Source organism: Bacillus sp. FSL K6-2861, assembly GCF_038630725.1.
In the GTDB taxonomy this organism is placed as follows: domain Bacteria; phylum Bacillota; class Bacilli; order Bacillales; family Bacillaceae; genus Bacillus; species Bacillus velezensis.
This window is the reverse complement of record NZ_CP152037.1, coordinates 671,469-697,390: the sequence shown is the minus strand read 5'-3', so window position 1 is coordinate 697,390 and position 25,922 is coordinate 671,469. Positions and strand designations below refer to the sequence as shown.

The 25,922-nt window shown below is 49.1% G+C and carries 22 protein-coding genes, 1 pseudogene and 1 riboswitch; of the genes and pseudogenes, 3 read left to right on the top strand and 20 right to left on the bottom strand.

Annotated features, from left to right (window positions below; translation table 11 throughout):
- Positions 1-28: 28 nt before the first annotated feature.
- The 5 genes from NYE62_RS03460 to NYE62_RS03440 form a co-directional block, all read right to left on the bottom strand.
- Positions 29-1,024 (bottom strand): phosphotransferase enzyme family protein, encoded by a 996-nt coding sequence (locus NYE62_RS03460; protein ID WP_342497238.1) that lies wholly within the window; start codon positions 1,022-1,024, stop codon positions 29-31.
- 237 nt (positions 1,025-1,261) lie between these two features.
- Positions 1,262-2,458: a CamS family sex pheromone protein gene (locus tag NYE62_RS03455; RefSeq protein ID WP_015416980.1), complete on the bottom strand. Its 1,197-nt coding sequence runs from the start codon at positions 2,456-2,458 to the stop codon at positions 1,262-1,264.
- Positions 2,459-2,473: 15 nt separating this feature from the next.
- Positions 2,474-4,480, bottom strand: a complete 2,007-nt coding sequence (gene ligA / locus NYE62_RS03450; protein ID WP_144664922.1) for an NAD-dependent DNA ligase LigA — start codon at positions 4,478-4,480, stop codon at positions 2,474-2,476.
- A gap of 24 nt (positions 4,481-4,504) precedes the next feature.
- On the bottom strand, positions 4,505-6,724 hold the full coding sequence (pcrA, locus tag NYE62_RS03445) for a DNA helicase PcrA (protein WP_020955453.1): 2,220 nt from the start codon (positions 6,722-6,724) through the stop codon (positions 4,505-4,507).
- 57 nt (positions 6,725-6,781) lie between these two features.
- A complete protein-coding gene (locus NYE62_RS03440; protein WP_003155740.1) occupies positions 6,782-7,471 on the bottom strand; it encodes a heptaprenylglyceryl phosphate synthase in 690 nt (229 codons plus the stop codon).
- A 195-nt stretch (positions 7,472-7,666) separates the two neighbouring features.
- Here NYE62_RS03440 and NYE62_RS03435 point away from each other — a divergent pair, with 195 nt between their 5' ends.
- A complete protein-coding gene (locus NYE62_RS03435; RefSeq protein WP_342497237.1) occupies positions 7,667-9,241 on the top strand; it encodes an FMN-binding glutamate synthase family protein in 1,575 nt (524 codons plus the stop codon).
- A 34-nt stretch (positions 9,242-9,275) separates the two neighbouring features.
- On the opposite strand, the gene NYE62_RS03430 is transcribed toward NYE62_RS03435, so the two are convergent.
- From NYE62_RS03430 to NYE62_RS03420, 3 genes are read right to left on the bottom strand one after another with little or no spacing between them, the layout of a single operon-like run.
- Positions 9,276-9,587, bottom strand: coding sequence for a YerC/YecD family TrpR-related protein (locus NYE62_RS03430; RefSeq protein WP_003155745.1), 312 nt, complete (start codon positions 9,585-9,587; stop codon positions 9,276-9,278).
- Positions 9,588-9,589: 2 nt separating this feature from the next.
- On the bottom strand, positions 9,590-10,585 hold the full coding sequence (locus NYE62_RS03425) for a DUF3048 domain-containing protein (protein ID WP_017419031.1): 996 nt from the start codon (positions 10,583-10,585) through the stop codon (positions 9,590-9,592).
- 24 nt (positions 10,586-10,609) lie between these two features.
- Entirely contained in the window at positions 10,610-12,352 is a 1,743-nt protein-coding gene (locus NYE62_RS03420; protein WP_342497236.1) for an adenine deaminase, read from the bottom strand.
- A gap of 121 nt (positions 12,353-12,473) precedes the next feature.
- On the opposite strand from NYE62_RS03420, the gene NYE62_RS03415 reads away from it, so the two are divergent.
- Positions 12,474-12,704, top strand: coding sequence for a DUF2892 domain-containing protein (locus NYE62_RS03415; RefSeq protein WP_017419030.1), 231 nt, complete (start codon positions 12,474-12,476; stop codon positions 12,702-12,704).
- Between the two features lie 27 nt (positions 12,705-12,731).
- A pseudogene (locus NYE62_RS03410) lies at positions 12,732-12,857 on the top strand (Lrp/AsnC family transcriptional regulator); the annotation flags it as partial.
- 16 nt (positions 12,858-12,873) lie between these two features.
- On the opposite strand, the gene purD reads toward NYE62_RS03410, so the two are convergent.
- From purD to purE, 12 genes are all read right to left on the bottom strand, one after another.
- The gene (gene purD / locus NYE62_RS03405) at positions 12,874-14,142 is read right to left on the bottom strand and encodes a phosphoribosylamine--glycine ligase (RefSeq protein ID WP_017419029.1); all 1,269 of its coding nucleotides are present in this window, start codon (positions 14,140-14,142) and stop codon (positions 12,874-12,876) included.
- Between the two features lie 15 nt (positions 14,143-14,157).
- Complete coding sequence (purH, locus tag NYE62_RS03400) at positions 14,158-15,696, bottom strand: bifunctional phosphoribosylaminoimidazolecarboxamide formyltransferase/IMP cyclohydrolase (RefSeq protein ID WP_342497235.1); 1,539 nt, start codon at positions 15,694-15,696, stop codon at positions 14,158-14,160.
- Positions 15,693-16,280: a phosphoribosylglycinamide formyltransferase gene (gene purN, locus NYE62_RS03395; protein WP_012116999.1), complete on the bottom strand. Its 588-nt coding sequence runs from the start codon at positions 16,278-16,280 to the stop codon at positions 15,693-15,695. The genes purH and purN overlap by 4 nt, the downstream gene beginning before the upstream one ends.
- Positions 16,277-17,317 (bottom strand): phosphoribosylformylglycinamidine cyclo-ligase, encoded by a 1,041-nt coding sequence (gene purM, locus NYE62_RS03390; RefSeq protein WP_015239317.1) that lies wholly within the window; start codon positions 17,315-17,317, stop codon positions 16,277-16,279. Before purM ends, purN begins: the two co-directional genes overlap by 4 nt.
- Before the next feature lie 91 nt (positions 17,318-17,408).
- Positions 17,409-18,839: an amidophosphoribosyltransferase gene (gene purF, locus NYE62_RS03385; protein WP_007609856.1), complete on the bottom strand. Its 1,431-nt coding sequence runs from the start codon at positions 18,837-18,839 to the stop codon at positions 17,409-17,411.
- Positions 18,815-21,043, bottom strand: coding sequence for a phosphoribosylformylglycinamidine synthase subunit PurL (purL, locus tag NYE62_RS03380; RefSeq protein WP_241458028.1), 2,229 nt, complete (start codon positions 21,041-21,043; stop codon positions 18,815-18,817). Before purL ends, purF begins: the two co-directional genes overlap by 25 nt.
- The gene (purQ, locus tag NYE62_RS03375; RefSeq protein ID WP_007408898.1) at positions 21,027-21,710 is read right to left on the bottom strand and encodes a phosphoribosylformylglycinamidine synthase subunit PurQ; all 684 of its coding nucleotides are present in this window, start codon (positions 21,708-21,710) and stop codon (positions 21,027-21,029) included. Before purQ ends, purL begins: the two co-directional genes overlap by 17 nt.
- On the bottom strand, positions 21,707-21,961 hold the full coding sequence (gene purS / locus NYE62_RS03370; RefSeq protein WP_003155758.1) for a phosphoribosylformylglycinamidine synthase subunit PurS: 255 nt from the start codon (positions 21,959-21,961) through the stop codon (positions 21,707-21,709). The genes purQ and purS overlap by 4 nt, the downstream gene beginning before the upstream one ends.
- Complete coding sequence (purC, locus tag NYE62_RS03365) at positions 21,961-22,680, bottom strand: phosphoribosylaminoimidazolesuccinocarboxamide synthase (protein WP_015416969.1); 720 nt, start codon at positions 22,678-22,680, stop codon at positions 21,961-21,963. The genes purS and purC overlap by 1 nt, the downstream gene beginning before the upstream one ends.
- A gap of 75 nt (positions 22,681-22,755) precedes the next feature.
- Positions 22,756-24,048 carry an adenylosuccinate lyase gene (gene purB / locus NYE62_RS03360; protein WP_007408896.1) on the bottom strand — a complete coding sequence of 431 codons (1,293 nt, stop codon included), beginning with the start codon at positions 24,046-24,048 and terminating at the stop codon, positions 22,756-22,758.
- Entirely contained in the window at positions 24,048-25,229 is a 1,182-nt protein-coding gene (gene purK, locus NYE62_RS03355; protein ID WP_042634928.1) for a 5-(carboxyamino)imidazole ribonucleotide synthase, read from the bottom strand. Before purK ends, purB begins: the two co-directional genes overlap by 1 nt.
- Entirely contained in the window at positions 25,183-25,671 is a 489-nt protein-coding gene (purE, locus tag NYE62_RS03350) for a 5-(carboxyamino)imidazole ribonucleotide mutase (protein WP_007609846.1), read from the bottom strand. The genes purK and purE overlap by 47 nt, the downstream gene beginning before the upstream one ends.
- Positions 25,672-25,803: 132 nt before the next feature.
- A riboswitch (purine riboswitch) is annotated at positions 25,804-25,905 on the bottom strand.
- Positions 25,906-25,922: the final 17 nt, after the last annotated feature.

Genomic DNA, 25,922 nt, shown 5'->3' with positions numbered 1-25,922 from the left:
GGGCTGGATTCAGCCGGCGTTTTTCTATTTATATGAATGCAGAAAAGTTATACTCCGTAATCGGGGTTTCATTTTCGATATCACGCCTGAAGGTTTTCAGCATCTCAAGTTCCTCGTCCCCGAGTGAATTGAGGTCAAACGCCTGATGCAATAATCCGTAGATCAGCATATGGCGCAGCCGGAGAAAATCCGGGATGTGTTCAAGCCAGGCGGGGTCAAGGTCATTTTCTTCCCTGTAGCCTTTCATAAAGTGAGTCATGAATTCACCCGTAAACGCGGCCTTGTCTTCATACGGGATGACCGGATACCACAACATGTTGTACAGCAGAATACTGATATCATTCACAAACCAATTGTAGCCGATATCATCAAAATCAAATGCAGTGATTTTTCCGTTGTCCCAATTGAAATTGCCGTGGTGCAGATCGGCGTGCACAAGGCCGTAGTTTTCAGGGTTCTTCGGCAAACGGCGCAGTTTTTCCATTAGAGCATCCGCCCGCTCAAATACGAGATGCTGATCTGCGGGTACGTATTTTCTCAGCTTCAGCTGCTCCTCTTCATCCCATTCCTGCCTTTTATATGTCGGATCGCTCAGACGGTAGCTTTTCGTCAGCCGGTGCATGTTCCCCGTGTACTTTCCAAGCTCGTAAAACAGGGTTCCGTTCCAGTCTGGTTCCTCCACTTTGCGTCCGGGCGCTTTTTCATAGACTCTTACTAAAAACGCTCCGCCTTTTCCATCCGGGACTTCTTCGACATCTTTGCCACTTAATGAAGGAATCGGCTTTGCTGCTGAAAGCCCTCCCCTTGCCAGATGATGAAGCCATTCCATTTCTCCGAGAATATATTCCGGTGTTCTTCTGATCGTATGCGTAATTTTTAAGATATACGGTTCGTTATCTTTCACAATTTCATATACGTAGTTCTCTGCGTCCGCAATAAATTGAAACTTGGTAAATCCATATATTTCACCGGCCTCAGCCAGCACCTTATCTTCCTCAAAAATCGCTTTAATATCTTTATGCATGCTGATTCACCCTTTTCATAACGTTTGTAGGCGGTGTGTGTACTCAGCAAATGTCATTCATCAACATTCCTGCCCTTCTTTTTTCACAGCAGATTAGTAACATCCGCTTAGAAATGAAATGTGTTTTCCTGTTAATTCCTGATTATACAAATATCTTAACATACTTCATTCCTCGCTCCAACGATATTCACAATAAAAAAACCCTTGCTCATACAGAAATGAACAAGGGCATCTTGGTTAATCGTAAATATGGACGGTCGGTTCTTTGTCACCCGCATTGCGGACGATCAGCGCTTCCTGCCCGTCAGACGAGGTAATGTTAATTTCGACATCAACTGAGCCTTTTGAATAATAATCCATCAGCTCACCTGTTAAGTATTGGGTGAAGGCGATGACTTCGCTTTTCCCGTAAAATTGCATCGGGATTTCAATCTTCATTTTTCTCATTTCATCGTTTTCGTACATTGCCGTTCCGACGACTCCGGTGTAATTCGGGAAGTAGCTGTCGATGGCGTTTTTGAAGCGTTTAAATACTTCGGAATCATCAGGGTATTTTTTTGCCGTGTCTGTATCCGCCGGATAGAAGACGTATTTTTCTTTGACATCATCCCAGTTTGAAATGGTGGATGAGCCGGCTTTGACTTCTGTTTTTGCAATGTAATTCCCCGGTACGATTGATGTTTTCGGCGCTTGTTTATAAAGGGCGACGGTAATCGGCACATTTTTCAGGTTATCCATTTTCCGAAGGCGGTTAACGACTTCCTGGGCGATTTCTTCACCGTGGCTGCGGATTGTTTTGTCACTGAGCTCCACTTCCTGCTGCGGATCACCTGTGTTTTCACGGTAATAGTATACAGAGTTGAGAGCGAGACCGATCATGATACCGCCAAGCTGGATGGAATTTTTATCTTTTCTTACTAAGTAATCCTGCTCAAGCATGGACGCTAAGTAAATCGGGCTGTTTTCATTTTTCTCTTTTGCCGATCCCGAGCTTGGCAGCACGGGGTTTAAGCCGAGATTCTGGAAATTGGCGTCTGCCTTTTTCGCCTTTTTCAGATCACTGCCCTCTTTTTTGCGGTCAAGCCAGCTGAGTACCGTGTCCTCATCTAAATACTGGCCTTCCTGATACAAATAGTCATCCGTCGGGAACGTGTCTTGAGCGAGCCGCATCAGACCCGTCTCGAATTCATCGATGTCCAGCCTCGTGTTCAGCCGGTCCGCGGTCAGGCCGCGCGCTTTTCCGGCCTTAAACGGAAGCACCATTTTATAGTAGGAATCAGAGATATTATATTTCGGTATGATCGCTTTTTCAGAAGACTTTGCCGTTTTCTGCGTGATCTCTTCCTCTTTGTTCCCCCCGAAACTCGGCGAACAGGCCGACAGCATGAGTACTGCCGCCGTTGCCGTCGCCGCCAATGCCAACATCTTTTTCAATAGAAAACACTCCTCTTATTTCTTTAGCTCTCCCAATAGCTGTGCTTCATTCCATACTTCAATGTTTAATTCCTGCGCTTTTGTCAGCTTGCTTCCGGCTGCTTCTCCGGCAATCAGCAAGTCTGTTTTTTTGCTGACAGATCCCGTCAGCTTTCCGCCGAGCGCTTCAATCTGCGCCTTGGCTTCATTTCTGGACAGCTCTTCAAGCTTTCCGGTTAACACGATGGTTTTGCCGGCAAAATAAGAGTCGCTGTCCTCCGCTTTTACTTTTTTCGGGCCTTTGTAGAGTGTGTTCACACCGAGTTTCTCAAGTTCATTCAATAGCTCAAGCATTTCTTCTTTGCGGAAATAGGTGATAACGGCATCGGCCATCTTTTCGCCGATTTCATCCACCGCAAGCAGCTCTTCTTCCGTAGCTTGTTTCAGATTTTCCAGGCTTTCAAAATGCATGGCGAGTGTTTTGGCCGCTTTTGAGCCGATAAAACGGATGCCGAGACCGAACAGCAGGCGTTCCAGCGAATTCTCTTTCGACTTTTGGATGGAGCTGATCAGATTGTCAGTTGATTTTTCCCCCATCCGCTCAAGCCGGATGACCTGCTCTTTCGTCAGCTTATACAAATCAGCGACATTACGGACGAGATGTTCACGGAAAAGCTGTGTGATGACACGTTCTCCGAGTCCGTCAATATTCATCGCGTTGCGTGAGACAAAGTGAATCAGGCCTTCTCTGATCTGCGCCGGACATTCCGGATTGATGCAGCGCAGCGCGACTTCTCCTTCAATGCGCACTAGCTCGCTTTCGCACTCAGGGCAGCTGGTCGGCATATTGAATTCTTTTTCTTCCCCGGTCCGCTGTTCGATTAAGACATTGACGACCTCAGGGATGATGTCGCCCGCTTTTTTGACGACCACTTTATCGAGAATGCGGATATCCTTCTCTTTAATTAAATCTTCGTTATGAAGGGATGCTCTTGAGACCGTCGTTCCCGCGACTTTTACCGGTTCCAGAACGGCGGTCGGCGTAATGACGCCCGTTCTTCCGACATTCAGTTCGATATCGAGCAGTTTTGTCACGACCTCTTCCGCCGGGAATTTATAAGCAATCGCCCAGCGCGGGCTTTTTGCCGTATACCCGAGCTCTTCCTGCTGGTCGAGCGAATCGACTTTGATGACGATTCCGTCAATTTCATACGGGAGATCGGCCCGCTTCGCCTGCAGCTCTTCGATCATTTCAATGACTTCATCTATCGTGGCGCATTTTTTTCGTTCCTGGTTTGTTTTAAAACCGAGCTCATCCAGAAAATTCAGGCCCTGACTCTGTGTTTCCACACCCATCTCGTCAAGCTCCGCTATACTGTAGACGAAGATGTCAAGATTTCGTTTCGCTGCAATTTTCGGATCGAGCTGTCTGAGTGAGCCCGCAGCCGCGTTCCGGGGATTGGCGAACGGCTCCTCTTCATGTTTCAGCCTTTCTTCATTGAGCGCTTCAAATGACTGTTTCGGCATGTACGCCTCTCCGCGCACTTCTATGGAAAGATTCCGTTTCATTTTCAGCGGAATGTTGCGGATCGTTTTTAAGTTTTCCGTGATATCTTCGCCCGTCGTTCCGTCTCCTCTTGTCGCGCCTCTGACGAAATAGCCGTCTTCATAACGGAGAGAAACAGCAAGACCGTCTATTTTCAGCTCCACATTATAAGCGACGCCGTCACCGACAGCCTGACGGACCCGGCGGTCAAAATCGCGGAGATCATCATCGTTAAATGCGTTGCCGAGACTGAGCATCGGCGTGCCGTGCTGCACCTTTTGAAACGATTCAAGCACCGCTCCCCCGACCCGCTGTGTGGGCGAATCAGGCGTTCTGAGTTCCGGGTGCTCTTCCTCTATGGCAATCAGCTCCTGAATCAGTCTGTCGTACTCGGAATCCGGCACGCTCGGTTCATCTAAGGTGTAATATTCATAACTGTACTGATTGATGGTGCGGCGCAATTCTTCTGCCCGGTGTTTCGCTGTTTCTTTGTCCATCATGTTCTTCCTTTCCTCTTCAGGTTACTGCTTTTCAATCGGCGCAAAAGCGGCAAGCAGACGCTTCACGCCGACTGGGCTCGGGAATGCGATATCAAGCTCGGTGCTTTCGCCTTCTCCTTTTACGCTGACAACCGTTCCGGTGCCCCATTTTTTATGGCCCGCTTTATCGCCGACCGCCCAGCTGAGCGAGTCGCCGCCTGTTTTGTTCGCATAAGAAACGGGACGGGATACGGGCCCGCGTTTCGGCTGCACTTTTCTTCCCGGCTGCATGCGAGGTGTTTTCTTCTCATTTAGGTTCTCCAATAAATCGCCAGGTATTTCCCTGATAAAGCGGGATTCCGGATTCATATTGGTGCGGCCGAATAAGGTGCGCATTTTGGCATTCGTTAGATACAGTTCTTCTTCCGCCCTCGTAATGCCTACATATGCGAGCCTGCGTTCTTCTTCCATCTCGGCTTCTTCCATCAGGGAGCGGCTGTGCGGGAACACGCCTTCTTCCATGCCCATTAAGAACACGACAGGAAATTCAAGCCCCTTAGCGGCGTGCAGTGTCATTAAAGTGACGGCATCCTTTCCGCCTGATTCTTCTTCCTTCTGGTCGAGCTGGTCAATATCAGCAATCAGCGCCAAATCAGTCAGAAACGCGACGAGAGACTTGTCTTCGCTTTTTTGTTCGAAGTTTTTCGTCACGGAAAGAAACTCGTCGATATTTTCAAGACGGCTTTGGGCTTCGATTGATTTTTCGGCCTTCAGCATTTCTCTGTATTCCGTTTTCTCGAGAATTTCTTCCGTGAGTTCCGTAATGGACAGGTAATCCTGCATGTTCGTCAGATTTTCAATCATCGCGCCAAAGCCGTCAAGCGCGTTTGCCGCTTTCGCGCTGACGCCGATGAAATCAACCTGTTTGATCGCCTGGAACATTGACATTCCGTTCATCGCCGCATATGAAGCGATTTTTTCTAGCGAAGTTGCGCCGACGCCCCGCTTCGGCACATTGACGATCCGCGTAAAACTGATGTCGTCGTCCGGGTTTGACACAAGGCGCAGGTATGCGAGAATGTCTTTAATTTCTTTCCTGTCGTAGAACTTGGTTCCGCCGACGATATTGTAGTTCAGTCCGGATTTTAAAAGGGTTTCCTCAATGACGCGCGACTGGGCGTTTGTCCGGTATAAAATCGCGATATCGGAAAGCTTCCGCCGGCCCGAGCTGTGCAGCTCATAAATTTTGCCCGCGACGAATTGGCCTTCGCCGAATTCATTGTCGCCGCTGTAATAAGAAAGCTTGATGCCTTCGTCATTTTCCGTCCACAGGTTTTTCGGCTTGCGGTTTGAATTGTTTTTGATCACTTCGTTAGCCGCCTGCAGAATCCGCTTTGTTGAGCGGTAGTTTTGCTCGAGCAAAATCACGTTTGCGCTCGGATAATCTTTTTCAAAGGAAAGGATATTCGCGATATCCGCCCCGCGCCATCTGTAAATGGACTGGTCGGAGTCACCGACGACGCAGATATTTTCAAGGCGGGCCGCAAGCTGCTTCACAAGGAGGTATTGCGCCCTGTTCGTATCCTGATACTCGTCTACGTGAATGTACTGGAATTTGCGCTGATAAAACTCAAGCACTTCCGGCACACGCTCGAAAAGCTTAATCGTCGTCATGATTAAATCATCAAAATCGAGCGATTGGTTTTTCAGCAGTTTTTTCTGATAATCGGTATACACGTCACTCGTGACCTGATCGTAGTAGCCGCCGGCCGATTTTGCGAATTCCTCAGGTTCGATCAGCTCGTTTTTTGCGCTGCTGATGGAGCCTAAAATACTTCTCGGATCAAACTTTTTCGGATCGATATTCCGCTCTTTCAGAATCCCTTTAATAACGGAAAGCTGATCAGCCGTATCAAGAATGGAGAAATTTCGGTTGATGCCGATTCTGTCAATATCCCTGCGCAGAATCCGCACGCACATGCTGTGGAAAGTGGAAATCCAGATTTCATCCGCGCCAGGTCCGAGAATGCTCTCTACCCTCTCCTTCATTTCTCTGGCGGCTTTATTTGTAAATGTAATCGCCAGAATGTTCCATGGCGCCACGTGTTTTTCCGCCATTAAGTATGCGATTCTGTGCGTCAGCACACGTGTTTTTCCGCTTCCCGCGCCCGCCATCAGAAGCAGCGGACCGTCCGTCGTCTTGACCGCTTCCTGCTGAACGGGATTTAATCCGCTTAATAATTGATTGCTAATGTAATTCATATCCGTTCACCGCCTATCAAACATATGTTCTATCATAAATCAATTTCGTCCGCTTGGCTACTTTGTCTTTACAGCCGCCACCGTTTTAAGCGCCTGATCAAAATCTTCATATACGGCATTTCCGACAACGATGACATCGGCATGACGGCCGAACCGTTCCGCCGTTTCCGCGTCTTTAATGCCGCCTCCGTAAAACAGGACGGACTTGTCCAGCACAGCCTTCGTTTTCTCCACCGTTTCTATGTCCGCCAGCATCCCGCTGTATTCCAGATAAAAAATCGGGAGATGAAGCAAATGTTCCGCGACCCGCGCATAGGCGAGAATATCTTCTGTTTCTATATGTGTATCCGCCTCCGTCAAAGCGGCCGCCTTACAATCAGGGTTGACGATGCAGTAGCCCTCCGTCACGATTTCCTCCATTGACATGAGCTCTCCGTATTCTTTCATCGCCTGATGATGCATGCCGACAATCCAGTCCGCCTTTTTGCTGTTGAGCACACTCGGAATGAAATAAAGATCAAACCCGGGCACAATGGAATCAATCGTCGACACCTCAAGTACGCACGGCACTAAAAACCGCCGCACCTTTGACATCAGTCTCAGCACATTGTCCTCGGTGATATTGTCGCTTCCTCCGATCACAATGGCGTCAGTCCCTGATTCACAAAGCCGTTCCAGCTGTTCATCCGGTAAATCTTTATTCGGATCGAGTTTAAAAACATGCTTCCACTCGTTAACATCGTACATGCGTTTTCGTTCCTCCATTCGTTTCTTGCCATTTAAACATTATAACAAATTCGTTTGGCCCGGAAAAACGGAAAAAGACGTCATTCACCTGATTCACAAAAAAAGATTGCGCTCCGCCGGACGGGAAACGGCTATGTTTGAAAACAGACAATATGTGGAATGTCAAAGAGAAAAAAGACAAGGAGTCTGATCTCAATGGAACAAGCCATTATCGTACTGATTTGTATATTGATTTTTATTATTTTAGTTCCCGCCGCATTGTTTCTCTGGATATACATAAGAGACGAAAAGCAGGAAGAACATTCAGTGCTGCGCAATTATCCCGTAGCGGGAAAACTGCGCTATATATTTGAAAAAATCGGACCTGAGCTGCGGCAGTATTTATTCAGCAATGATAACGAAGAACAGCCGTTTTCCCGGAGAGAATATGAACAGACGGTCATGTCCGGAAAGTATAAGAGCAGAATGATGGGCTTCGGCTCAGAACGGGATTTCGATCAGCCGGGCTATTATATCCGTAACGCCCTCTTCCCGAAACAAAGGGAGGAGCTGCGCGCAGATCAGACGCCGAAGATCGACACGATGGTATACAAGATTGACAAAGACAACCTGCTGAAACGCAGCGAACACCGCGAAAAAGCAAAAGCGGACCCTTATTACCTGCATCCGGACGATGTGCAAGTGATCGGCCGCGACACATGCAAGAAGCCGTTTTATGTAGAAGGGTTAATCGGACAATCAGCGATGAGCTACGGCTCACTTGGCGACCGTGCAATCACCGCCCTGTCAAAAGGGCTGCACCAGGCCGGCGGCACATGGATGAATACAGGCGAAGGCGGCCTGTCTGAGTATCACTTGAAAGGCGGCGCGGATATTATCTGCCAAATCGGCCCCGGGCTGTTCGGCGTGCGCACTGAAGATGGAGAATTTTCATGGGAAGAATTTAAGAAAAAAAGCCGCCTCGAGCAGATTAAAGCCTTTGAATTAAAGCTTGCGCAAGGGGCAAAAGCAAGAGGCGGGCATATTGACGGTTCAAAGGTGACCGAAGAAATTGCCGCCATCAGAAATGTGCAGCCCGGACAATCCATTGACAGCCCAAACCGCTTCAACGAGTTCTCAAATGTTCCGGACATGCTTGATTTCATTGAGAAATTAAGGACTGTCGGTGAAAAACCGGTCGGCATCAAAATTGTCCCGGGCAGCCGCAAAGACCTTGAAGACCTTATTTCCTGTATGAGTTCATCAGGCAAACTTCCCGACTTTATTACGATTGACGGCAGTGAAGGGGGAACGGGAGCTTCTTTCCATGAGCTGGCGGATTCCGTCGGCCTGCCGATTCTGACCGGCCTTCCCCTTGTTGACGGCCTTTTGAAGACATACGGGATAAGAGATAAGCTGAAAATTTTCGCATCCGGAAAGCTGCTCACTCCGGATAAGATTGCCGTTGCCCTCGCGTTAGGCGCGGATTTTGTCAATATTGCCCGGGGAATGATGTTTTCAGTCGGCTGTATCCGCGCTCAAGTATGCCACACCAATCATTGTCCTGTCGGAGTGGCGACAACCGATCCAAAACTTCAGCGCGCGCTCAGTATCGAAGATAAACAGCACCGCGTCTGCAACTACGTGCTCTCGTTGCGTGAAGGGCTGTTTCACCTTGCCGCGGCGGCGGGCATCAGCTCGCCGATTCATTTCTCAGCTGAACACATCGTATACAGGGAGGAAGACGGAAGCCTGAGGGAACTTCCCGGCCTTTTGAATCAGCACGCATAAAAAAACCGCCTGCCGTCATCGGCAGAGCGGTTTTTTACGTAGCTGAGGAGGATTCTCCTTTGTTTACGCGGTCAAGCGCCATTTCATAGGCGTCGTTACCGTAATTTAAGCATCTCTTCACCCGGGAAATCGTCGCTGTGGAAGCACCCGTTTCGCTTTCTATTTTGTGATACGTATTTCCTTCGCGGAGCATTCTCGCCACTTCCAAACGCTGCGCCAGCGATTGGATTTCATTAATCGTACAAAGATCGTCAAAGAAACGATAGCATTCCTCCAGATCTTTCAGCGATAAAATAGATAAAAATAACTGGTCCAGTTCTTTTCCGCGTAATTTATCGATTTGCATCGTCAAACACCTTCTCCTTTACTAATGGAAGCTGCATCGAGATCAGGCACGATATTAATCCATGTCTTTCCTGGCACAAACGGAAGAATCTCACCGCCTTTTACGGGCAGAATACGGCCGTCTTTATATTCCCAGTCTGACTCCATAACATCGCCGTGCTGAAGCAGGAGGCCCTTCCCCCCTGACTGAATATCGATGGCCCGCCTTCCATCTTTGTCTGTCATGCGATGGCCGGCTTCAACAATAAAAATGTTGTGCATGGCTAAAGGCTTTCCGGTCTCCCGGTCTGTCGCTTTCACACCATCAGAGCTTCTTGTATAAGCATCAGCTTTTTTATCATAATCGTATTCGACAAGATTTGTAATGTTTTGTGTTCCATAATCTATCCGAATATTGTAGGTTTCATTTCCTGGTTTTGCATCTGATGTCTGAAATGGGAGCGGTTCTGTTTTTCCGTTCAGCTTGTATCCTTTTTGTTCCGCCGCCTTCCTGATATTGTCATACGACGTGTAGGAATTGTGGGGCGGCTTGCTGAAATCGGCTCTCCAAAACAGGCTTCCGTCAAAATCCAAACCGTTTATATAATCGTAAGCTCCGGACTCCAGCTGCTTTTTTGCGCCGGGACTCCAGCCATGATGGACAAATATGCTGTTAAACCCGCTGCTGAGCGTGACAAAATATTCCCTCGCGCTCCGCACAGGCCCGACCGTTTCCGGCATCTCACTTTGAAAAATCGCGAGAAACCGCGTAATCCGGCCCTCCGCGAGCGCTTCGATGACAACGTCCGCCTTTGACAGCCCGGATTGGGGCCTCGCCTTCGGATGATTGTTCACTGCGACTGCAATCGGACGGCGTTCTGCAAGCTTCTGCTCAGTTTTCAGCCCCGTTAAAGGAGCTTCCGCTTCTTTCGGCTGCACCTGATCGGCATTGTTCTGCCGGCAGGCGGCAAGCAGCAAAAACGCAAAACAAAGCATACAAACGGTTTTCCATCTTTTCATATGTCGGCTCCCTGCTTTTATATTTTAACGCATTATCGATGGAAAGAGTACAGTTTTTTTCATCACGTCAAATATTCCTCTCGGCGTAATGCGGATATAAGGCAGGTGTGTGCTCTGCAAAAAGAGCAGCGTATAGATCGGATCGCAGAATCGGTAGCCCCGCTCCTCCAGCAACATCCTCAGTTTTTGTTCTTTCTCAAGCACTTCTTCATACTTCTCCGCAGATGCAGAACCGTTTAAGGCGAGGGGAATCTCATGCAGAATCTTCCCGTTTTCGGCAAGCACGATTCCGCCGCCGATTTCTTTCATCCGTGAGAAAGCGAGCAGGATATCTTCTTTATTTTTTCCGGCAGCGATAATATCTCCGGTTGTCGTGTAGGAACTGACAAAGCCCTGCACCCGATCGGCAAAACCTTTCAGCATTGTATTGACCCGCCATTTTCCATGCTTATCGAGAAGCGTGAGATAGCATTCATCATGATCAAAAGAAAGCTGGTCAACAGAATTATCAATTGCAATCATATACGGCTCCATAATGACCGCGTTGCGCATGGTCACACCCATCGGCATTGAAAACTGTAAATCATCCATCGTCATATCATATGAAAGCTCAAGAGGGACAAGACCGCCCTTTTTCCAATCCGTTTCTGTAAACGCATTCATATTTCGGCCGTCTTCCCTCAGCAGGATTCCTTTGGAGATCACCGTGACCGGGTCCGGATTCATCGGGTCATCGAGAATGTTCAATGAAGCAAGCCGTCCCGGACCGACCACACCGAGAAAGTCGTCCATCTGATAATACTTCGCGATATTAAAGGAGGCCATATTATAGGCATCGATCGCCGGAACTCCTTCCTCCAAAGCGATTTTGATTAATTCATTCGTCATGCCGCCTTTATAAAAATGCGGCGTCGCTCCATCCGTCGTGTAGAAGAAATGATCATAATGCCGGAAGCCTTTTTGATGGAGATCCTGCAAAATCGCTCTCAAATCAGGGCGGATGGATGAATGTCTGAGCGAAACATAGTAGCCCAATTCAAGCCGTCTCATCACCTCGCCGCCATTCATCGCCTCGTGGTCGGAATCAGCTCCGAACAGTTTCATCTTCGTCAATGTTTTTTCAGAGGCTCCGGGAAAATGCCCTTCTATCCGCTTGCGCAGTTTTTTTGTCGCCTGCATGCAATGAAGCATCAGGTCATCGCCGTCCATGAGGCGCGGCCATCCGGTCAATTCTCCGCCTTGAATGACATCCGGGTGCTCCATCCATTGCTTTCGGACATCAAAAGAAAGAAGCTGATCCTCATTCAGCACTTCAGTCTGCAGATCATATCTGGACCACCAGAAATATTGCACCGGCTGTTTTTTCAGTTCCTCCAATATAGTAAGCGCTTTCTTTTTACCGCTGTGCAAAAGAAAAAACAAGTTATCATTAACAAACGTCGTTGTTCCGAATTGAGACACATATTCGGCGAGCGTTTGGGGATTATATATTTGAAAAGGATGTGTATGCGGTTCAATGTAACCTGGCACAATGTATTTTCCTTCACAATTTATGGTATGAATGTGCTCTGCTGCATCAGGAAGCTCATCACCAACATATACAATTCGGTCTCCGTAAATCCAGACATTCTTTTTCAGCCATTGTTTTAAAAAAGGATTTAATACGAGAGCATCCCGTAAAAGTAGCGTTGGAAGCAGCTTTGAGTCTACAACATCCGCCTGTGATCTGATGTCTTTGTTTTTCCAGTTAAAGGTACGTTCGGACATTCACATACTCTCCTTCGCTTATATTAGACCCATCGTATCACATCCGCACAATTATCGCACGGCTAAAACGTTACAAATTATTGAAGATGAATGAAAAACTTTTTCTAAGGGAGCTGAAATGATGAAACCGAATATCAGTTTATTAAATGCCGTTATGCGCATCACTTGCGGCCTCACCATTTTGTCTGCTGCGTCAGCGAAATACACGAGAAAACCTTGGTGCAAGATGCATCTCTTCTGTATGATGATGGGCGCGATGAAAGCGGCGTCCGGCATCCTCCGCTTCTGTCCGGTGACATATATGTTCCAAACCGGAATGAATCAGGATGACAGCCATCAGCAAGAAAAATAACAAGCCGTTTCGGCTTGTTATTTAATTTCTCCTGTCCCGCGAGTCTGAGAAGAATCCGTCTATACGCCGGAAGACTTCATCGATGACTGCATGTCACACGGCAAGCCGGCAGTCTTAGTCGTCTTTTCAGAAGAAAACCCGCATCTTATATGACACGGGGTTTTCCTCTTTATCGCTGAGAAGCTTTCAGCGCACGGGCGCCGATGTCGCTTCTGTAAAACAGTCCGGGTTTTGTCAGCCCAGAAACGGCGCTGTACACTTTATCTCTCGCCGCTTCAAATGTCTCAGCAAATGCCGTAACATTGGCGACCCGGCCGCCGTTTGTAACAAATTGTCCGCCGTCTTTTTTCGTTCCGGCATGAAAAACGGCGATCCCGTCTTCAGCGGACGTCAAACTGCCGATCGGCGTCCCTTTCGCATAGCCTTCCGGATAGCCTTCAGAAGCCAGCACAACGCTGACGGCGGCCGTATCCTTCCACCTTAGGTCAACATCCTTCTCATGCAGAAGATCTAAGAGCACCTGAATGAGGTCAGATTCCATTCTCGGCACGACGACCTGTGTTTCCGGATCTCCGAAGCGCGCGTTGAATTCAATGACTTTTGATCCGTTTTCCGTCAGAATCAGCCCCGCGTACAGCACGCCCGTGAAGGAACGCCCCTCTTTGACCATTGCTTTTGCCGCCGGCTTCACAATCGTTTCGACTGCGCTTCTGACGATATCATCGGAAATGTGCGGCACTGGTGAGTAGGCTCCCATTCCGCCCGTATTCGGCCCTTTATCCCCATCGAAGGCGCGTTTATGATCTTGAGCGATTACCATCGGATAGACGGTCTCCCCTTTTACAAACGCCATTAAAGAAAATTCTTCGCCGGCGAGGAACTCTTCAATGACCACAGATGCGCTCGCCTCCCCGAATTTCTCATCCTCAAGAAAATCATGCAGGCATTCAATCGCTTCTTCTTCCGTCATCGCGACCGTGACACCTTTTCCGGCGGCAAGCCCGTCCGCTTTAATGACAATCGGCGCACCTTTTTGCTGCACATATGCTTTCGCCTCTTCAAATGAAGTAAACGTCTCATACTCCGCCGTCGGAATGCCGTATTTTTTCATTAAATCCTTGGCAAACTGTTTGCTTCCTTCAATGATAGCCGCTTTTTCAGACGGTCCGAAAACAAGCAGTCCGGCTTTTTCAAACTCGTCCGCTATCCCTTCAATCAGAGGAACTTCGGGGCCGATAATCGTCAGCCCGACATGATGTTCTTTCGCAAACGCAATGAGTGCGGCATGATCGCTTTCTTCAATGTTGGCCAGCGTCGCGCAGTCTGCCATACCGTCATTTCCGGGCGCGGCGTACACCGTGTCAACAAGCGGGCTTTGCGCCGCTTTCCAAGCCAATGTATGCTCTCTGCCGCCTTTTCCGATAATCAATACATTCACGCTTCGTTCCCCCTCTTAATGTTTGAAATGTCTGATGCCGGTGAATACCATGGCGATCCCGTATTCATCCGCTTTTTTAATCGAATCTTCATCGCGGACCGATCCGCCTGGCTGGATAATCGCCGTGACGCCCGCTTTTGCGGCTTCTTCGACTGTATCCGGCATCGGGAAAAACGCGTCTGATCCGAGCGCGCTGCCTTTTGCTTTTTCTCCGGCCTGCTCAATGGCGATTTTAGCTGAACCGACGCGATTCATCTGTCCCGCTCCCACACCGACCGTCATATGGTCTTTTGCAAGAACGATCGCGTTGGATTTCACATGTTTGACGACTTTCCAAGCCAGCTTCAAATCTTCCCATTCCTGCTCGCTCGGCTCTCTTTTTGTCGGGATGCTGATGTCGGCGTCATCAAATCCATGGACGTCTAAATCTTGAATCAAAAGACCGCCCTGTACGGATGTCAGCTGTTTTTCTTTCTTCCCTGATGCGGACACTTCAAGCGTGAGCAGACGAAGGTTTTTCTTCGCCGTCAGTACGTTCAGCGCTTCTTCACTGAAAGAAGGGGCGATAATGATTTCTAAAAAGATGCCGTGAAGGGCTTCAGCCGTTGCCTGATCAACTTCACGGTTCAGCGCGATGATGCCGCCGAAAATGGAGGTTTTATCAGCTTCATACGCTTTATTGAATGCTTCCTCAATTGAAGCTCCCGTACCGACTCCGCACGGGTTCATATGTTTAACGGCAACAGCTGCGGGTTCTGTAAATTCCCGGACGATTTGAACGGCCGCATCTGCGTCCTTAATATTGTTGTAAGAAAGCTCTTTGCCGTGAAGCTGTTTTGCCGCCGCGATGGAACCGGAGACGGGAAGTGCGCTTTGATAGAAAACAGCCTCTTGGTGAGGGTTTTCACCATAGCGGAGCGATTGTTTTTTCTCAAATGTAACGGTGAATTGCTCAGGGTCTTTCTCACCGGCCTCGCGTGTTAAGTAATCAGCGATTAATGCGTCGTATGCCGCGGTATGGCGGAATACTTTGGCCGCAAGCTCGCGTTTTCTTTTAAGCGAAACGCCGCCGTGTTCTTTCATCTCATTGAGCACGGAGCTGTAATCGGCCGGATCTGTGATGACCGTCACATCCTGATGGTTTTTCGATGCGGCGCGCAGCATGCCGGGACCGCCGATATCAATGTTTTCTATCGCTTCATCGTATGTTACGTCTTCTTTCGAAATCGTTTCTTTAAACGGGTAAAGGTTGACGACCACAAGGTCAATGGGGGCAATGCCATGCTCATTGATCTGCGCCATATGCTCTTCATTGTCTCTTACGGCAAGCAGTCCGCCGTGAATATTAGGATGGAGCGTTTTTAACCGTCCGTCCATAATTTCAGGAAATCCGGTCACTTCTGAAATGCCGATGACATCCACACCGTTTTCCTGAAGAAGTTTTTTTGTTCCTCCGGTCGAAATGACTTCGACGCCGAGCTCTGTCAGTTCCTTTACGAAAGGTACGAGATTTGTTTTATCAGAAACACTGATTAGTGCGCGTTTGATTGTCATGCCTTTTCACCTCTGTTATTTAGTCCCAGCAGCTGTTTCACAACGCTCGGATACCATTTGTGCTCAAGCTCGTGTATTGTATGCTCTATGTTTTCAAGCGTATCGTTTTCCTGTATTTCGAATGCTTTTTGCGCGATAATCGGTCCGGTGTCCATGCCTTCGTCGACGTAATGAACGGTAATGCCCGCCACTTTCACACCGGCCCGATACGCCTGTCCGACAGCGTCAATCCCGGGGAATGCCGGAAGAAGCGAGGGATGTATATTAATAATGCGGCCCCCGTATGCTTCAAGCAGCGTATCTCCAATCAGTCTCATATAGCCGGCGAGAACGATTAATTCCGCCCCGTGCAGGCGCAGCTGTTCAATAACGGCCCGTTCAAAGGCCGCTTTGTTTTCAAAAGATGACGGTTCAAAGGCGAATGACGGAATGTGTAAAGCCTCCGCCCTTTCCACCGCCTTTGCCTGAGGCTTATCCGTCACGAGAAGCGAGAGCTCCGCATCCCACTTCTCTTCTCTCATGCGTTTGGCAATGGCCTCGAAGTTCGATCCGTTTCCTGAAGCAAATACCGCAAACTTTTTCATGAAAGAGCCGCACCGCCGAAAGAAATGCCTTCGCCCCGCTTGACCCGGCCGATCAAATAAGCCTTCTCGCCCTGAGCTTCAAGCGTGTCGATAACGTCTGTCAAGTCCTCTTCTTTAACAGCAAGGACAAAACCGATGCCCATATTAAAGACATTGAACATTTCTTCTTCTTTCAGCTTGCCGTGCTCCTGCAGAAACGGAAAAATCGGCGGGATCGGCCATGATCCGTGATCAATTTCCGCGCTCAATCCGTCCGGCAGCATCCGCGGGATGTTCTCGATGAATCCTCCGCCTGTCACATGCGCCATGCCGTCCACCTTACCGCTTTTCACCGCCTTGAGCACCGGCTTCACATATATTCTCGTCGGTTCCAGCAATTCTTCTCCGAGAGGACGCGCAAACGGTTCATAGACCGTATCCAAATCAAGTCCGCCGTCATCAAGAAGCACTTTTCTCACTAGGGAAAACCCGTTGCTGTGAAGGCCGCTTGAAGTAAGTCCGATTAAGAGATGCCCCTCTTCGATATGTTCACCGGTGACGATTTCGTCTTTTTCCGCGACGCCGACTGAAAAGCCCGCAATATCGTATTCATCAGCCGTATACAGCCCCGGCATTTCCGCCGTCTCACCGCCGATAAGCGCTGATCCTGACTGCTCGCATCCGTCCGCCACGCCCTGAACGATCTGCTCAATTTTTACCGGATCGGCCTTGCCGACCGCTAAATAATCAAGGAAAAACAGCGGCTCCGCTCCTTGGGCAAGCACATCATTTACACACATCGCGACCGCATCGACGCCGATCGTGTCATGCTTATCCATTGAAAATGCGAGTTTCAGCTTGGTGCCGACACCGTCTGTTCCGGAAATTAAAACAGGCTTTTGATACGGAAGCTCTGACAGATCAAACATTCCGCCAAAACCGCCCAGGCTTCCCATAACGCCGAGCCTTTTCGTGCGCTCCACGTGTTTTTTCATTCGTTTGACGGCTTCATACCCGGCTTCGATGTCAACTCCGGCATTTTTATAAGCATCAGACATCCCTATCACTCCTTATCAATTCGTTTCTCCTTAAAAGGCAGAAAGAGAAAGGCAGCCTGAATTCCCGCTGCCTTTATGTCATTTTCAGATTTTATTTTGTCAGCACCGCTTCTTTTACGTGAGGAAGCACTGTATCCTGATAAATTTCCGTCGGATATTTGCCCGTAAAACAAGCGAGGCATTGTCCGCAATTGGTGTCTTCAAATTTTCGGCCGACTCCTTTTAACAATCCGTCTACACTTAAGAAAGAAAGCGTGTCAGCACCGATGATCTGGCGGATTTCTTCCACGGAATGAGAGGAAGCGATCAGCTCCTCATGGGTTGATGTGTCGATGCCGTAGAAGCACGGATGAGCGATCGGCGGTGAACTGATCTTGACGTGCACCTCTGTCGCTCCCGCTTCTCTGAGCATTGTGACAATCCGGCGGCTTGTCGTCCCGCGCACGATGGAATCATCAACCATGACGACCCGTTTTCCTTCGACAACACCGCGGACGGCGGACAGCTTCATTCTGACGCCTTGCTCACGGAGAGCCTGTGACGGCTGGATAAACGTTCTGCCGACATAACGGTTTTTAATGAGACCGAGTTCGTACGGGATGCCCGTTGCCTCGGCATAGCCGATGGCCGCAGAAATACTGGAATCAGGCACGCCTGTGACGACATCCGCTTCAACCGCGGACTCCTGGGCAAGCATTTTTCCGAGGTTTTTCCGGGCGCTGTGCACGTTAATGCCGTCGATATTGCTGTCAGGTCTTGAGAAATAAATGTACTCCATGCTGCATATGGAACGGTTGATATTCATGGAGAAACGCTCTGATTTCATGCCTTCATCATTGATGATCAGCATTTCGCCCGGCTCTACCTCGCGAAGGTATGTCGCGCCGACCACATCGAATGCGCATGTTTCTGATGCGACGACGTAAGCATCGCCCATCATGCCGATTGACAGCGGTCTGAGTCCGTTCGGGTCAAGCGCTACGATCATTTCTGTTTCAGTCATGATTAAAAAGGCATAAGCGCCTTTCAGCATAGATAGCGAATTTTTGATTTGATCCTTCAGCGAAAAGTGTCCGCTGCGTTTAATCAGATGAGCCAGCACTTCCGTATCGGAGGAAGTCTGAAAGATGCTCCCTTGGTTTTCAAGCTGCTGCTTCAACTGTGTGGCGTTGACCAAGTTGCCGTTATGGGCGAGCGCGAGGCTGCCGTTGTTTTGCGAACGGAATAGGAGCGGCTGGACATTTTCATATCCGCCTCCGCCTGCCGTCGCATAACGGACGTGCCCGATCGCGCCTTTTCCCTTCACTTTGCTCAGTTCGCCGTTTTGAAAAACCTCGGTAATAAGCCCCTGTCCTTTATGCGCCGTCAGTTTTTCACCGTCAGTTGCGACAATTCCCGCGCCTTCCTGTCCTCTGTGCTGGAGGCTGTGCAGGCCGTAATATGTGATCTGCGGAGCTTCTTCATGTCCCCAGATGCCAAACACACCGCATTCTTCATTCAGGCCTTTGATTTCAGCAAGCATGGAATAGCTCCTTTCCACGCGCGCTCAAGTTCTTTCGTTTGCGCGTGAACCAATTGTTGTCCGTCCTGGTTTTGAATCGCCAGAAGTCCGTCAGCCGTTACCTCACCGATATGAACCGCATCGGCCACAGCCGCTTCAAACGCCTCATGGTGTTCTTTTTTCACTGAAACGACGAAGCGGGATTGAGATTCAGAGAATAATAATGCCGCTTCTCCTGCTACAGTCACGTTGGCGCCAAGGTTTTCCGTCGTCATGACGCTTTCTGCAATCGCTACGCCTAAGCCGCCTTCTGATACGTCATGCGCTGATTGAACGAAACCTTTTTTAATCGCGTCAAGCAATGCTTTTTGGCGTGACAGCTCTATATCAAGATCGATTTGCGGCGCTGTGCCGTAAATGCGGCCTTCTGTCATTTTTTGCAGTTCGCTTCCGGCAAACTCAGGTTTTGTTTCGCCGATCACGTATACAAGATCCCCCGCTTGTTTGAAATGCTGTGTCGTAATATGAGCGGTATCTTCAATTAAGCCGACCATGCCGATAACAGGCGTCGGGTAGATCGCCGTTCCGTTCGATTCATTATAAAGTGATACGTTACCGCCGATGACGGGAGTGCTGAGAACATTGCACGCCTCGCTGATGCCGTCGGCCGCTTTTTCGATCTGCCAGAAAATTTCAGGTTTTTCCGGGTTTCCGAAATTCAGATTATCCGTGACCGCAAGCGGTTCGGCGCCGGAGCATACGATGTTGCGCGCCGCTTCGGCAACTGCGATTTTCCCGCCTTCTTCTGGATCTAGATATAAATAACGGGCGTTACAATCCGTCGTCATCGCCAGCGCTTTTTTCGTGCCGCGGATTCTGAGCACTCCCGCGTCAGAGCCCGGAGCGACCACCGTATTTGTGCGCACCATGTAGTCATATTGATCGTACACCCACTCTTTGCTGGCGATTGTCGGCTGCTGCAGCAGGGCAAAAAGCGTCTCTGTCGCATCTTTTACTTCAGGCGCGGGAACTTCCGTTTCCTGAAACTCGCGGTAGTACGCGGGTTCTGCTGACGGCTTGTGGTATACAGGCGCTTCTTCCGCCAGCGCGTCGACCGGAAGCTCGCAAACAACCTCTCCGTTATGGCGGAGGCGGAGCATTTTATCATCCGTAACATGACCTACGGAAACCGCTTCAAGATCATATTTATCAAAAATATCGACAATTTCCTGTTCACGTCCGCGTTCAATGACGAGAAGCATGCGTTCCTGAGACTCTGAAAGCATCATTTCGTAAGCGGTCATACCTGTTTCCCGCTGCGGAATGAGATCAAGGTTCATTTCAATGCCTGAGCCAGCTTTGCTTGCCATTTCAGCACTCGAACTTGTCAGACCGGCCGCCCCCATATCCTGAATGCCGACTAAAGCGTCGCATTGGATGACTTCAAGGCATGCTTCCAGGAGAAGTTTTTCCATGAAAGGATCGCCGACCTGCACCGCGGAACGTTTTTCTTCAGATGAATCTGACATTTCTTCCGATGCGAAAGTAGCGCCGTGTATGCCGTCGCGGCCCGTTTTAGCGCCGACGTACATGACCGTGTTGCCGACACCTTTCGCCTGGCCTTTTTTAATATCTTTATGATCAATTAAGCCGACGCACATTGCATTGACAAGCGGATTGCCCTCATAGCTTGCGTCAAACTGCACTTCTCCGCCGACCGTCGGAATTCCGATACAGTTTCCGTATCCCGCGATTCCCGCCACTACTTCTTCAAACAAGTACTTCACACGAGGTGAAGTGAGCTCACCAAATCGAAGAGAGTTTAATACAGCTATCGGACGGGCGCCCATTGAGAAAACGTCACGGATGATGCCGCCCACTCCCGTCGCAGCACCTTGGTATGGCTCAATCGCTGACGGATGGTTATGAGATTCAATTTTGAACACGACCGCCTGATTGTCACCGATGTCAACGATTCCCGCGCCTTCTCCGGGACCCTGCAGCACGCGTTCGCCGCTAGTCGGGAATTTGCGTAAAACCGGTTTTGAGTTTTTATAGCTGCAGTGCTCTGACCACATGACGGAAAAAATCCCGATTTCCGTGTAGTTCGGCAATCTTCCGATAATAGATTCAATGAGTGCGAACTCGTCATCACTGACACCCATTTGCTGATAGAGTTTCTCTTCTTTTATTTGTTCTTTACTTGGTTCAAGCAGTAGCGACATGAGTTTCCCTCCAATTTTTCACGATAGACCGGAACAATGTAAGACCGTCTGCGCTGCCGAGCAGTTCATCGACTGCGCGCTCAGGGTGAGGCATCATGCCTAATACGTTGCCTTTCTCATTCACGACGCCGGCAATGCCGCTGACGCTTCCGTTAATATCGCCGCCGTATGTGAAGGCGATTTGATTGTTTTCTTTTAATCTTTCAAGCGTTTCGTCATCACAGTAGAAATTGCCTTCGCCGTGGGCAACCGGAATCGTAATCGATTGTCCTTTTTCATAGGAAGATGTGAATAACGTGCCGCCGTTCTGCACGATTAATTCAACCGGTCGGCAGATGAACTTTAAATCTTTGTTGCGTCTCATCGCGCCGGGCAGAAGTCCGAGCTCCTGCAGAATCTGGAATCCGTTGCAGACGCCAAGAACCGGTTTTCCTTCGGCAGCCGCTTTTTTCACAGCCGGCATGATGTTTGCGAATCTGGCGATGGCGCCGCATCTCAAGTAGTCGCCGTATGAAAACCCGCCGGGGATGAGCACGCCGTCAAATCCGTCAAGGCTTGTTTCCTCGTGCCAGACATACTCGACTTCTTCGCCGAGTTCGTCTTTTACGGCGTGGAACATATCAATATCACAGTTGGAGCCGGGTAACACAATCACCGCAAATTTCACTGTGCGACAACCTCCTCAACTTCATATCGGTAGTCTTCAATGACTGTATTGGCAAGAAGCTTTTCACACATTTCTTTCACGAGCGCGTCAAGATCGCGGTCAGATTTTTCAATCGTCAGCTCCATGTATTTTCCGATGCGCACATCCTGCACTTCATTGTAGGTCATGCTGTGCAATGCATGCTGCACCGCGCTTCCTTGAGGATCGAGCACACTTTCTTTTAAGCTGACATAAACTTTCACTTTATACATTATGAAATGCCTCCCAGTCTTTTGAAAATCTCTTCATATGCGTCGGTTAAGCTTCCCAGGTTCCGTCTGAACAAATCTTTATCAAGCTTTTCGTTTGTGTCTTTGTCCCACAGACGGCACGTGTCAGGAGAAATTTCATCCGCTAAAAGCACCCGTCCCTCTGCGTCTAAGCCGAATTCCAGCTTAAAATCTATTAATCTGACGCCGCAGTCTTCAAAAATATGCTGCAGCTCTTGATTCACCTGTTTTGTAATCGATTTGATCGTTTCCACCTGCTCAGGAGCCGCCGCTTTTAAAAGCCAGATATGATCTTCTGTGATGAGCGGATCACCGAGTGCGTCATCTTTATAGTAAAATTCGATAATCGGCTGCGGAAGCTCAGTTCCTTCCGGGATGCCGAGACGTTTCGACATGCTTCCGGCGGCAATGTTTCTGACCACGACTTCAAGGGGAATGATGGTCACTTTTTTGATAAGCTGCTCTGATTCTGAAACACGCTCCACAAAGTGGTTGTCAATTCCTTTGGCGTGCAGATGTTTGAAAATCAGGCTTGAAATTTCATTGTTCAGACGGCCCTTTCCGCTGATCTCCGCTTTTTTCTCACCGTTAAAGGCTGTTGCGGAATCCTTGTAGACCACGCGGAGAATCTGTTCGTCTTCAGTTTGATAAATTCGTTTCGCTTTTCCTTCATAAAGAAGATTATTGTTCACAATATTCACGGAAGGCCTCCTAACCCGAATGTTGGGAATATTCAATCTATGGCGGCTGAAGAAGCCGCCTCCGGCTGGCTTCTTCTATAAACCTAAACGCTCAAAGATCAAGTCGACGTTTTTCAAATGATAATTGTAGTCAAAGCAATCGGCAATCTGTTCCGGTGTGAGACGGGACGTGATTTTTTCCTCCGCTTCGACAAGCTGGCGGAACGGCACTTGTTTTTCCCACGCTTCCATCGCTTTCGGTTGAACCGTGTCATATGCTTCTTCACGAGGCAGACCCGTGTCGATTAAAGCAAGCAGCACGCGTTGAGAATAGATCAAACCGAGTGTGCGGTCCATGTTGCGTTTCATATTTTCCGGGAATACCGTTAAGTTTTTGACGATATTGCTGAATCGGTTCAGCATGTAATTCAGCGCGATTGTCGCGTCAGGAAGAATGATGCGCTCAGCTGATGAATGAGAAATATCACGCTCATGCCATAACGGTACATTTTCGTATGCCGTCAGCATGTACCCGCGGATCACGCGCGCCATGCCCGTCATATTTTCCGACCCGATCGGGTTCCGTTTATGAGGCATAGCCGATGAGCCTTTTTGTCCTTTTGCAAAAAACTCTTCCACTTCACGTGTTTCACTCTTTTGCAGACCGCGGATTTCCACTGCGAATTTTTCAATGCTCGTCGCGATCAAAGCCAGTGCTGCCATGTAATCCGCATGACGGTCGCGCTGTAATGTCTGAGTGGAAATCGGCGCCGCTTTCAGGCCGAGTTTTTCACAGACATACTGCTCTACGAACGGATCAATATTTGCATATGTGCCGACCGCGCCGGAAAGCTTCCCGACTTCGATCCCTTCTTTTGCCTGCTTGAAACGTTCAAGGTTGCGTTTCATTTCTTCGTGCCAAAGCGCGAGTTTCAGGCCGAATGTTGTCGGTTCCGCGTGTACGCCGTGCGTGCGGCCCATCATGACCGTGTATTTATGTTCTTTCGCTTTTTCTTTTATAATGTCAACAAATCTCTCAATGTCCTTGAGCAAGATCTCATTCGCCTGTTTTAATAGATAGGAAAGAGCGGTATCCACGACATCTGTTGACGTCAGGCCGTAGTGAACCCATTTTCTTTCTTCGCCTAATGATTCTGAAACCGCGCGGGTGAATGCAACGACGTCATGGCGCGTATCCTGCTCGATTTCCAAAATGCGGTTGATGTCGAAAGACGCGTTTTCGCGCATGACTTTGACGTCTTCTTTCGGAATGACGCCAAGCTCAGCCCAGGCTTCACAGGCTAAAATCTCGACTTCCAGCCATGCCTGGTATCTGTTTTCGTCCGTCCAGATCGCGGACATTTCAGGTCTTGAATAACGTTCGATCATTATGCTCGTCCTCCGTCTCTTTTCATCCATATGTTCGTGATGTCCTGAATCCATGTTTCATCAGGCTTCCGCAAAAATGTCATATGCCCCATTTTGCGGCCTTTTTTAATCTCATGTTTTCCGTACAGGTACAGTTTGGCTTCCTTTAAAAGCTCCGTATGCTCCTCCGCAAGCTTCACTTCATCACCGAGCAGATTCACCATCATTCCCGGTTTGAGAAGATCGGTTCTGCCGAGAGGAAGTCCGCAGACCGCTCTGATGTGCTGTTCGAATTGGCTCGTTTCACAAAGGTCGAGCGTATAATGCCCGGAGTTGTGAGGACGCGGCGCCAGTTCATTAATCAAAAGGTCTCCATCTTCCGTGACGAACATTTCCACCGCAAGGGGCCCGACAAGTTCCAATTTCTCCGCGAGCTGAACGGCAAGCGCCTCTGCCCGCTTTTGAACCGTTTCCTCCGCTCTCGCGGGCACGATGCTTTGGAACAGAATATTATTTTTGTGGATATTTTCAGCAGCCGGAAAGGTTGAAATCTCACCGTGCACCGATCTCGTCACGATAACGGAAAGCTCCATCCGGAACGATACCCAGCTTTCAAGTATGCACGTGCCGTTTTCTAACAGCGCAGCCGCTTCATCTGTCTGTCCTTCTTCCTTAATGACAAATTGGCCTTTGCCGTCATATCCGCCGCGGCATGTTTTCAGCACCGCCGGGAGCCCCAGTGCCTGAACGGCTTCCTCAAGCTCCCGTCCGCTGTTTACGATCCGATAAGGCGCGACTTGACAGCCTGCTGACTGGATCGCCTTTTTTTCCGTTTCCCTGTTTTGGGTGATGAGCAGCAGCTCGCTTCCCTGGGGAAGATATGCATGTTCTTTGAGCCAGTTGAGCGCCTCGTAATCGATATTTTCAAATTCGTACGTAATGATGTCACTGACTCCGGCCAATTTTTGAATCGCTTCACGGTCATTGTACTGGGCGGTAATCTCAATATCGGCGATCTGTCCGCATGGCGAGTCTTTCACGGGATCGACGACAGCGACTTTATAGCCCATCTGTTTTGCGGCGACAGCCATCATTTTTCCGAGCTGTCCGCCTCCGATAATGCCGATAACGGCGCCGGGGTAAATCGTTTTTTTATCAGACAAGCTGATCACTGCTTTCCAGCACCGTTTGTTTTGTCGCATTTCTTCTCGCCTCTAGTTTATCCGCAATGTCGTCGTCAAATGCCGACAAAATTTGCGCGGCTAACAGACCCGCGTTCACTGCGCCCGCTTTCCCGATCGCCGTCGTCGCGACCGGCACGCCGCCTGGCATCTGTACGATAGACAGAAGAGAATCAAGCCCGTTAAGCGATTTTGTCTGAACCGGTACGCCGATCACCGGCAGCGTCGTTTTGGCCGCCGTCATTCCCGGCAGATGCGCCGCTCCTCCGGCTCCGGCAATAATGACTTTTAAGCCCCTGTCTCTGGCGCTTTCTGCATATTCAAACATCAAATCAGGCGTCCGGTGCGCGGATACCACCTGTTTTTCATAAGGAATGTGAAGTTCGTCAAGTATGTCGCATGCATGTTTCATTGTCTCCCAATCGGAAGTGCTTCCCATGATGATTCCTGCTAGCGGCTGCATTCTGTTCCCACCTTCTCATGCTTTGTTTTTCAGAAAAAAAAGCCCGGCTTATATTGCAACTATGAGGAAGCAATACAAACCGGGCATGGCGCGCGTATCGTCAGTCGTTCGCTTCTGCGATATCCATGTCAGCTGTTTATCACTTTCCTGCATAGTCCGGCCGTTTACGGCAGCCGGGTAGAAACTTATGGGCCATATTCCCAAGATTATATGAGGTCGTGTTTTGATTTCATGTTTATCTTAACAACGGA

Excerpts from the sequence above, each read along its gene's own strand:
- NYE62_RS03460 (WP_342497238.1), bottom strand. The coding sequence starts at position 1,024 with ATGCATAAAGATATTAAAGCGATTTTTGAGGAAGATAAGGTGCTGGCT.
- ligA (WP_144664922.1), bottom strand. The coding sequence starts at position 4,480 with ATGGACAAAGAAACAGCGAAACACCGGGCAGAAGAATTGCGCCGCACC.
- pcrA (WP_020955453.1), bottom strand. The coding sequence starts at position 6,724 with ATGAATTACATTAGCAATCAATTATTAAGCGGATTAAATCCCGTTCAG.
- NYE62_RS03440 (WP_003155740.1), bottom strand. The coding sequence starts at position 7,471 with ATGTACGATGTTAACGAGTGGAAGCATGTTTTTAAACTCGATCCGAAT.
- NYE62_RS03435 (WP_342497237.1), top strand. The coding sequence starts at position 7,667 with ATGGAACAAGCCATTATCGTACTGATTTGTATATTGATTTTTATTATT.
- NYE62_RS03430 (WP_003155745.1), bottom strand. The coding sequence starts at position 9,587 with ATGCAAATCGATAAATTACGCGGAAAAGAACTGGACCAGTTATTTTTA.
- NYE62_RS03425 (WP_017419031.1), bottom strand. The coding sequence starts at position 10,585 with ATGAAAAGATGGAAAACCGTTTGTATGCTTTGTTTTGCGTTTTTGCTG.
- NYE62_RS03420 (WP_342497236.1), bottom strand. The coding sequence starts at position 12,352 with ATGTCCGAACGTACCTTTAACTGGAAAAACAAAGACATCAGATCACAG.
- NYE62_RS03415 (WP_017419030.1), top strand. The coding sequence starts at position 12,474 with ATGAAACCGAATATCAGTTTATTAAATGCCGTTATGCGCATCACTTGC.
- purH (WP_342497235.1), bottom strand. The coding sequence starts at position 15,696 with ATGACAATCAAACGCGCACTAATCAGTGTTTCTGATAAAACAAATCTC.
- purN (WP_012116999.1), bottom strand. The coding sequence starts at position 16,280 with ATGAAAAAGTTTGCGGTATTTGCTTCAGGAAACGGATCGAACTTCGAG.
- purM (WP_015239317.1), bottom strand. The coding sequence starts at position 17,317 with ATGTCTGATGCTTATAAAAATGCCGGAGTTGACATCGAAGCCGGGTAT.
- purF (WP_007609856.1), bottom strand. The coding sequence starts at position 18,839 with ATGCTTGCTGAAATCAAAGGCCTGAATGAAGAATGCGGTGTGTTTGGC.
- purL (WP_241458028.1), bottom strand. The coding sequence starts at position 21,043 with ATGTCGCTACTGCTTGAACCAAGTAAAGAACAAATAAAAGAAGAGAAA.
- purS (WP_003155758.1), bottom strand. The coding sequence starts at position 21,961 with ATGTATAAAGTGAAAGTTTATGTCAGCTTAAAAGAAAGTGTGCTCGAT.
- purB (WP_007408896.1), bottom strand. The coding sequence starts at position 24,048 with ATGATCGAACGTTATTCAAGACCTGAAATGTCCGCGATCTGGACGGAC.
- purK (WP_042634928.1), bottom strand. The coding sequence starts at position 25,229 with ATGCGACAAAACAAACGGTGCTGGAAAGCAGTGATCAGCTTGTCTGAT.
- purE (WP_007609846.1), bottom strand. The coding sequence starts at position 25,671 with ATGCAGCCGCTAGCAGGAATCATCATGGGAAGCACTTCCGATTGGGAG.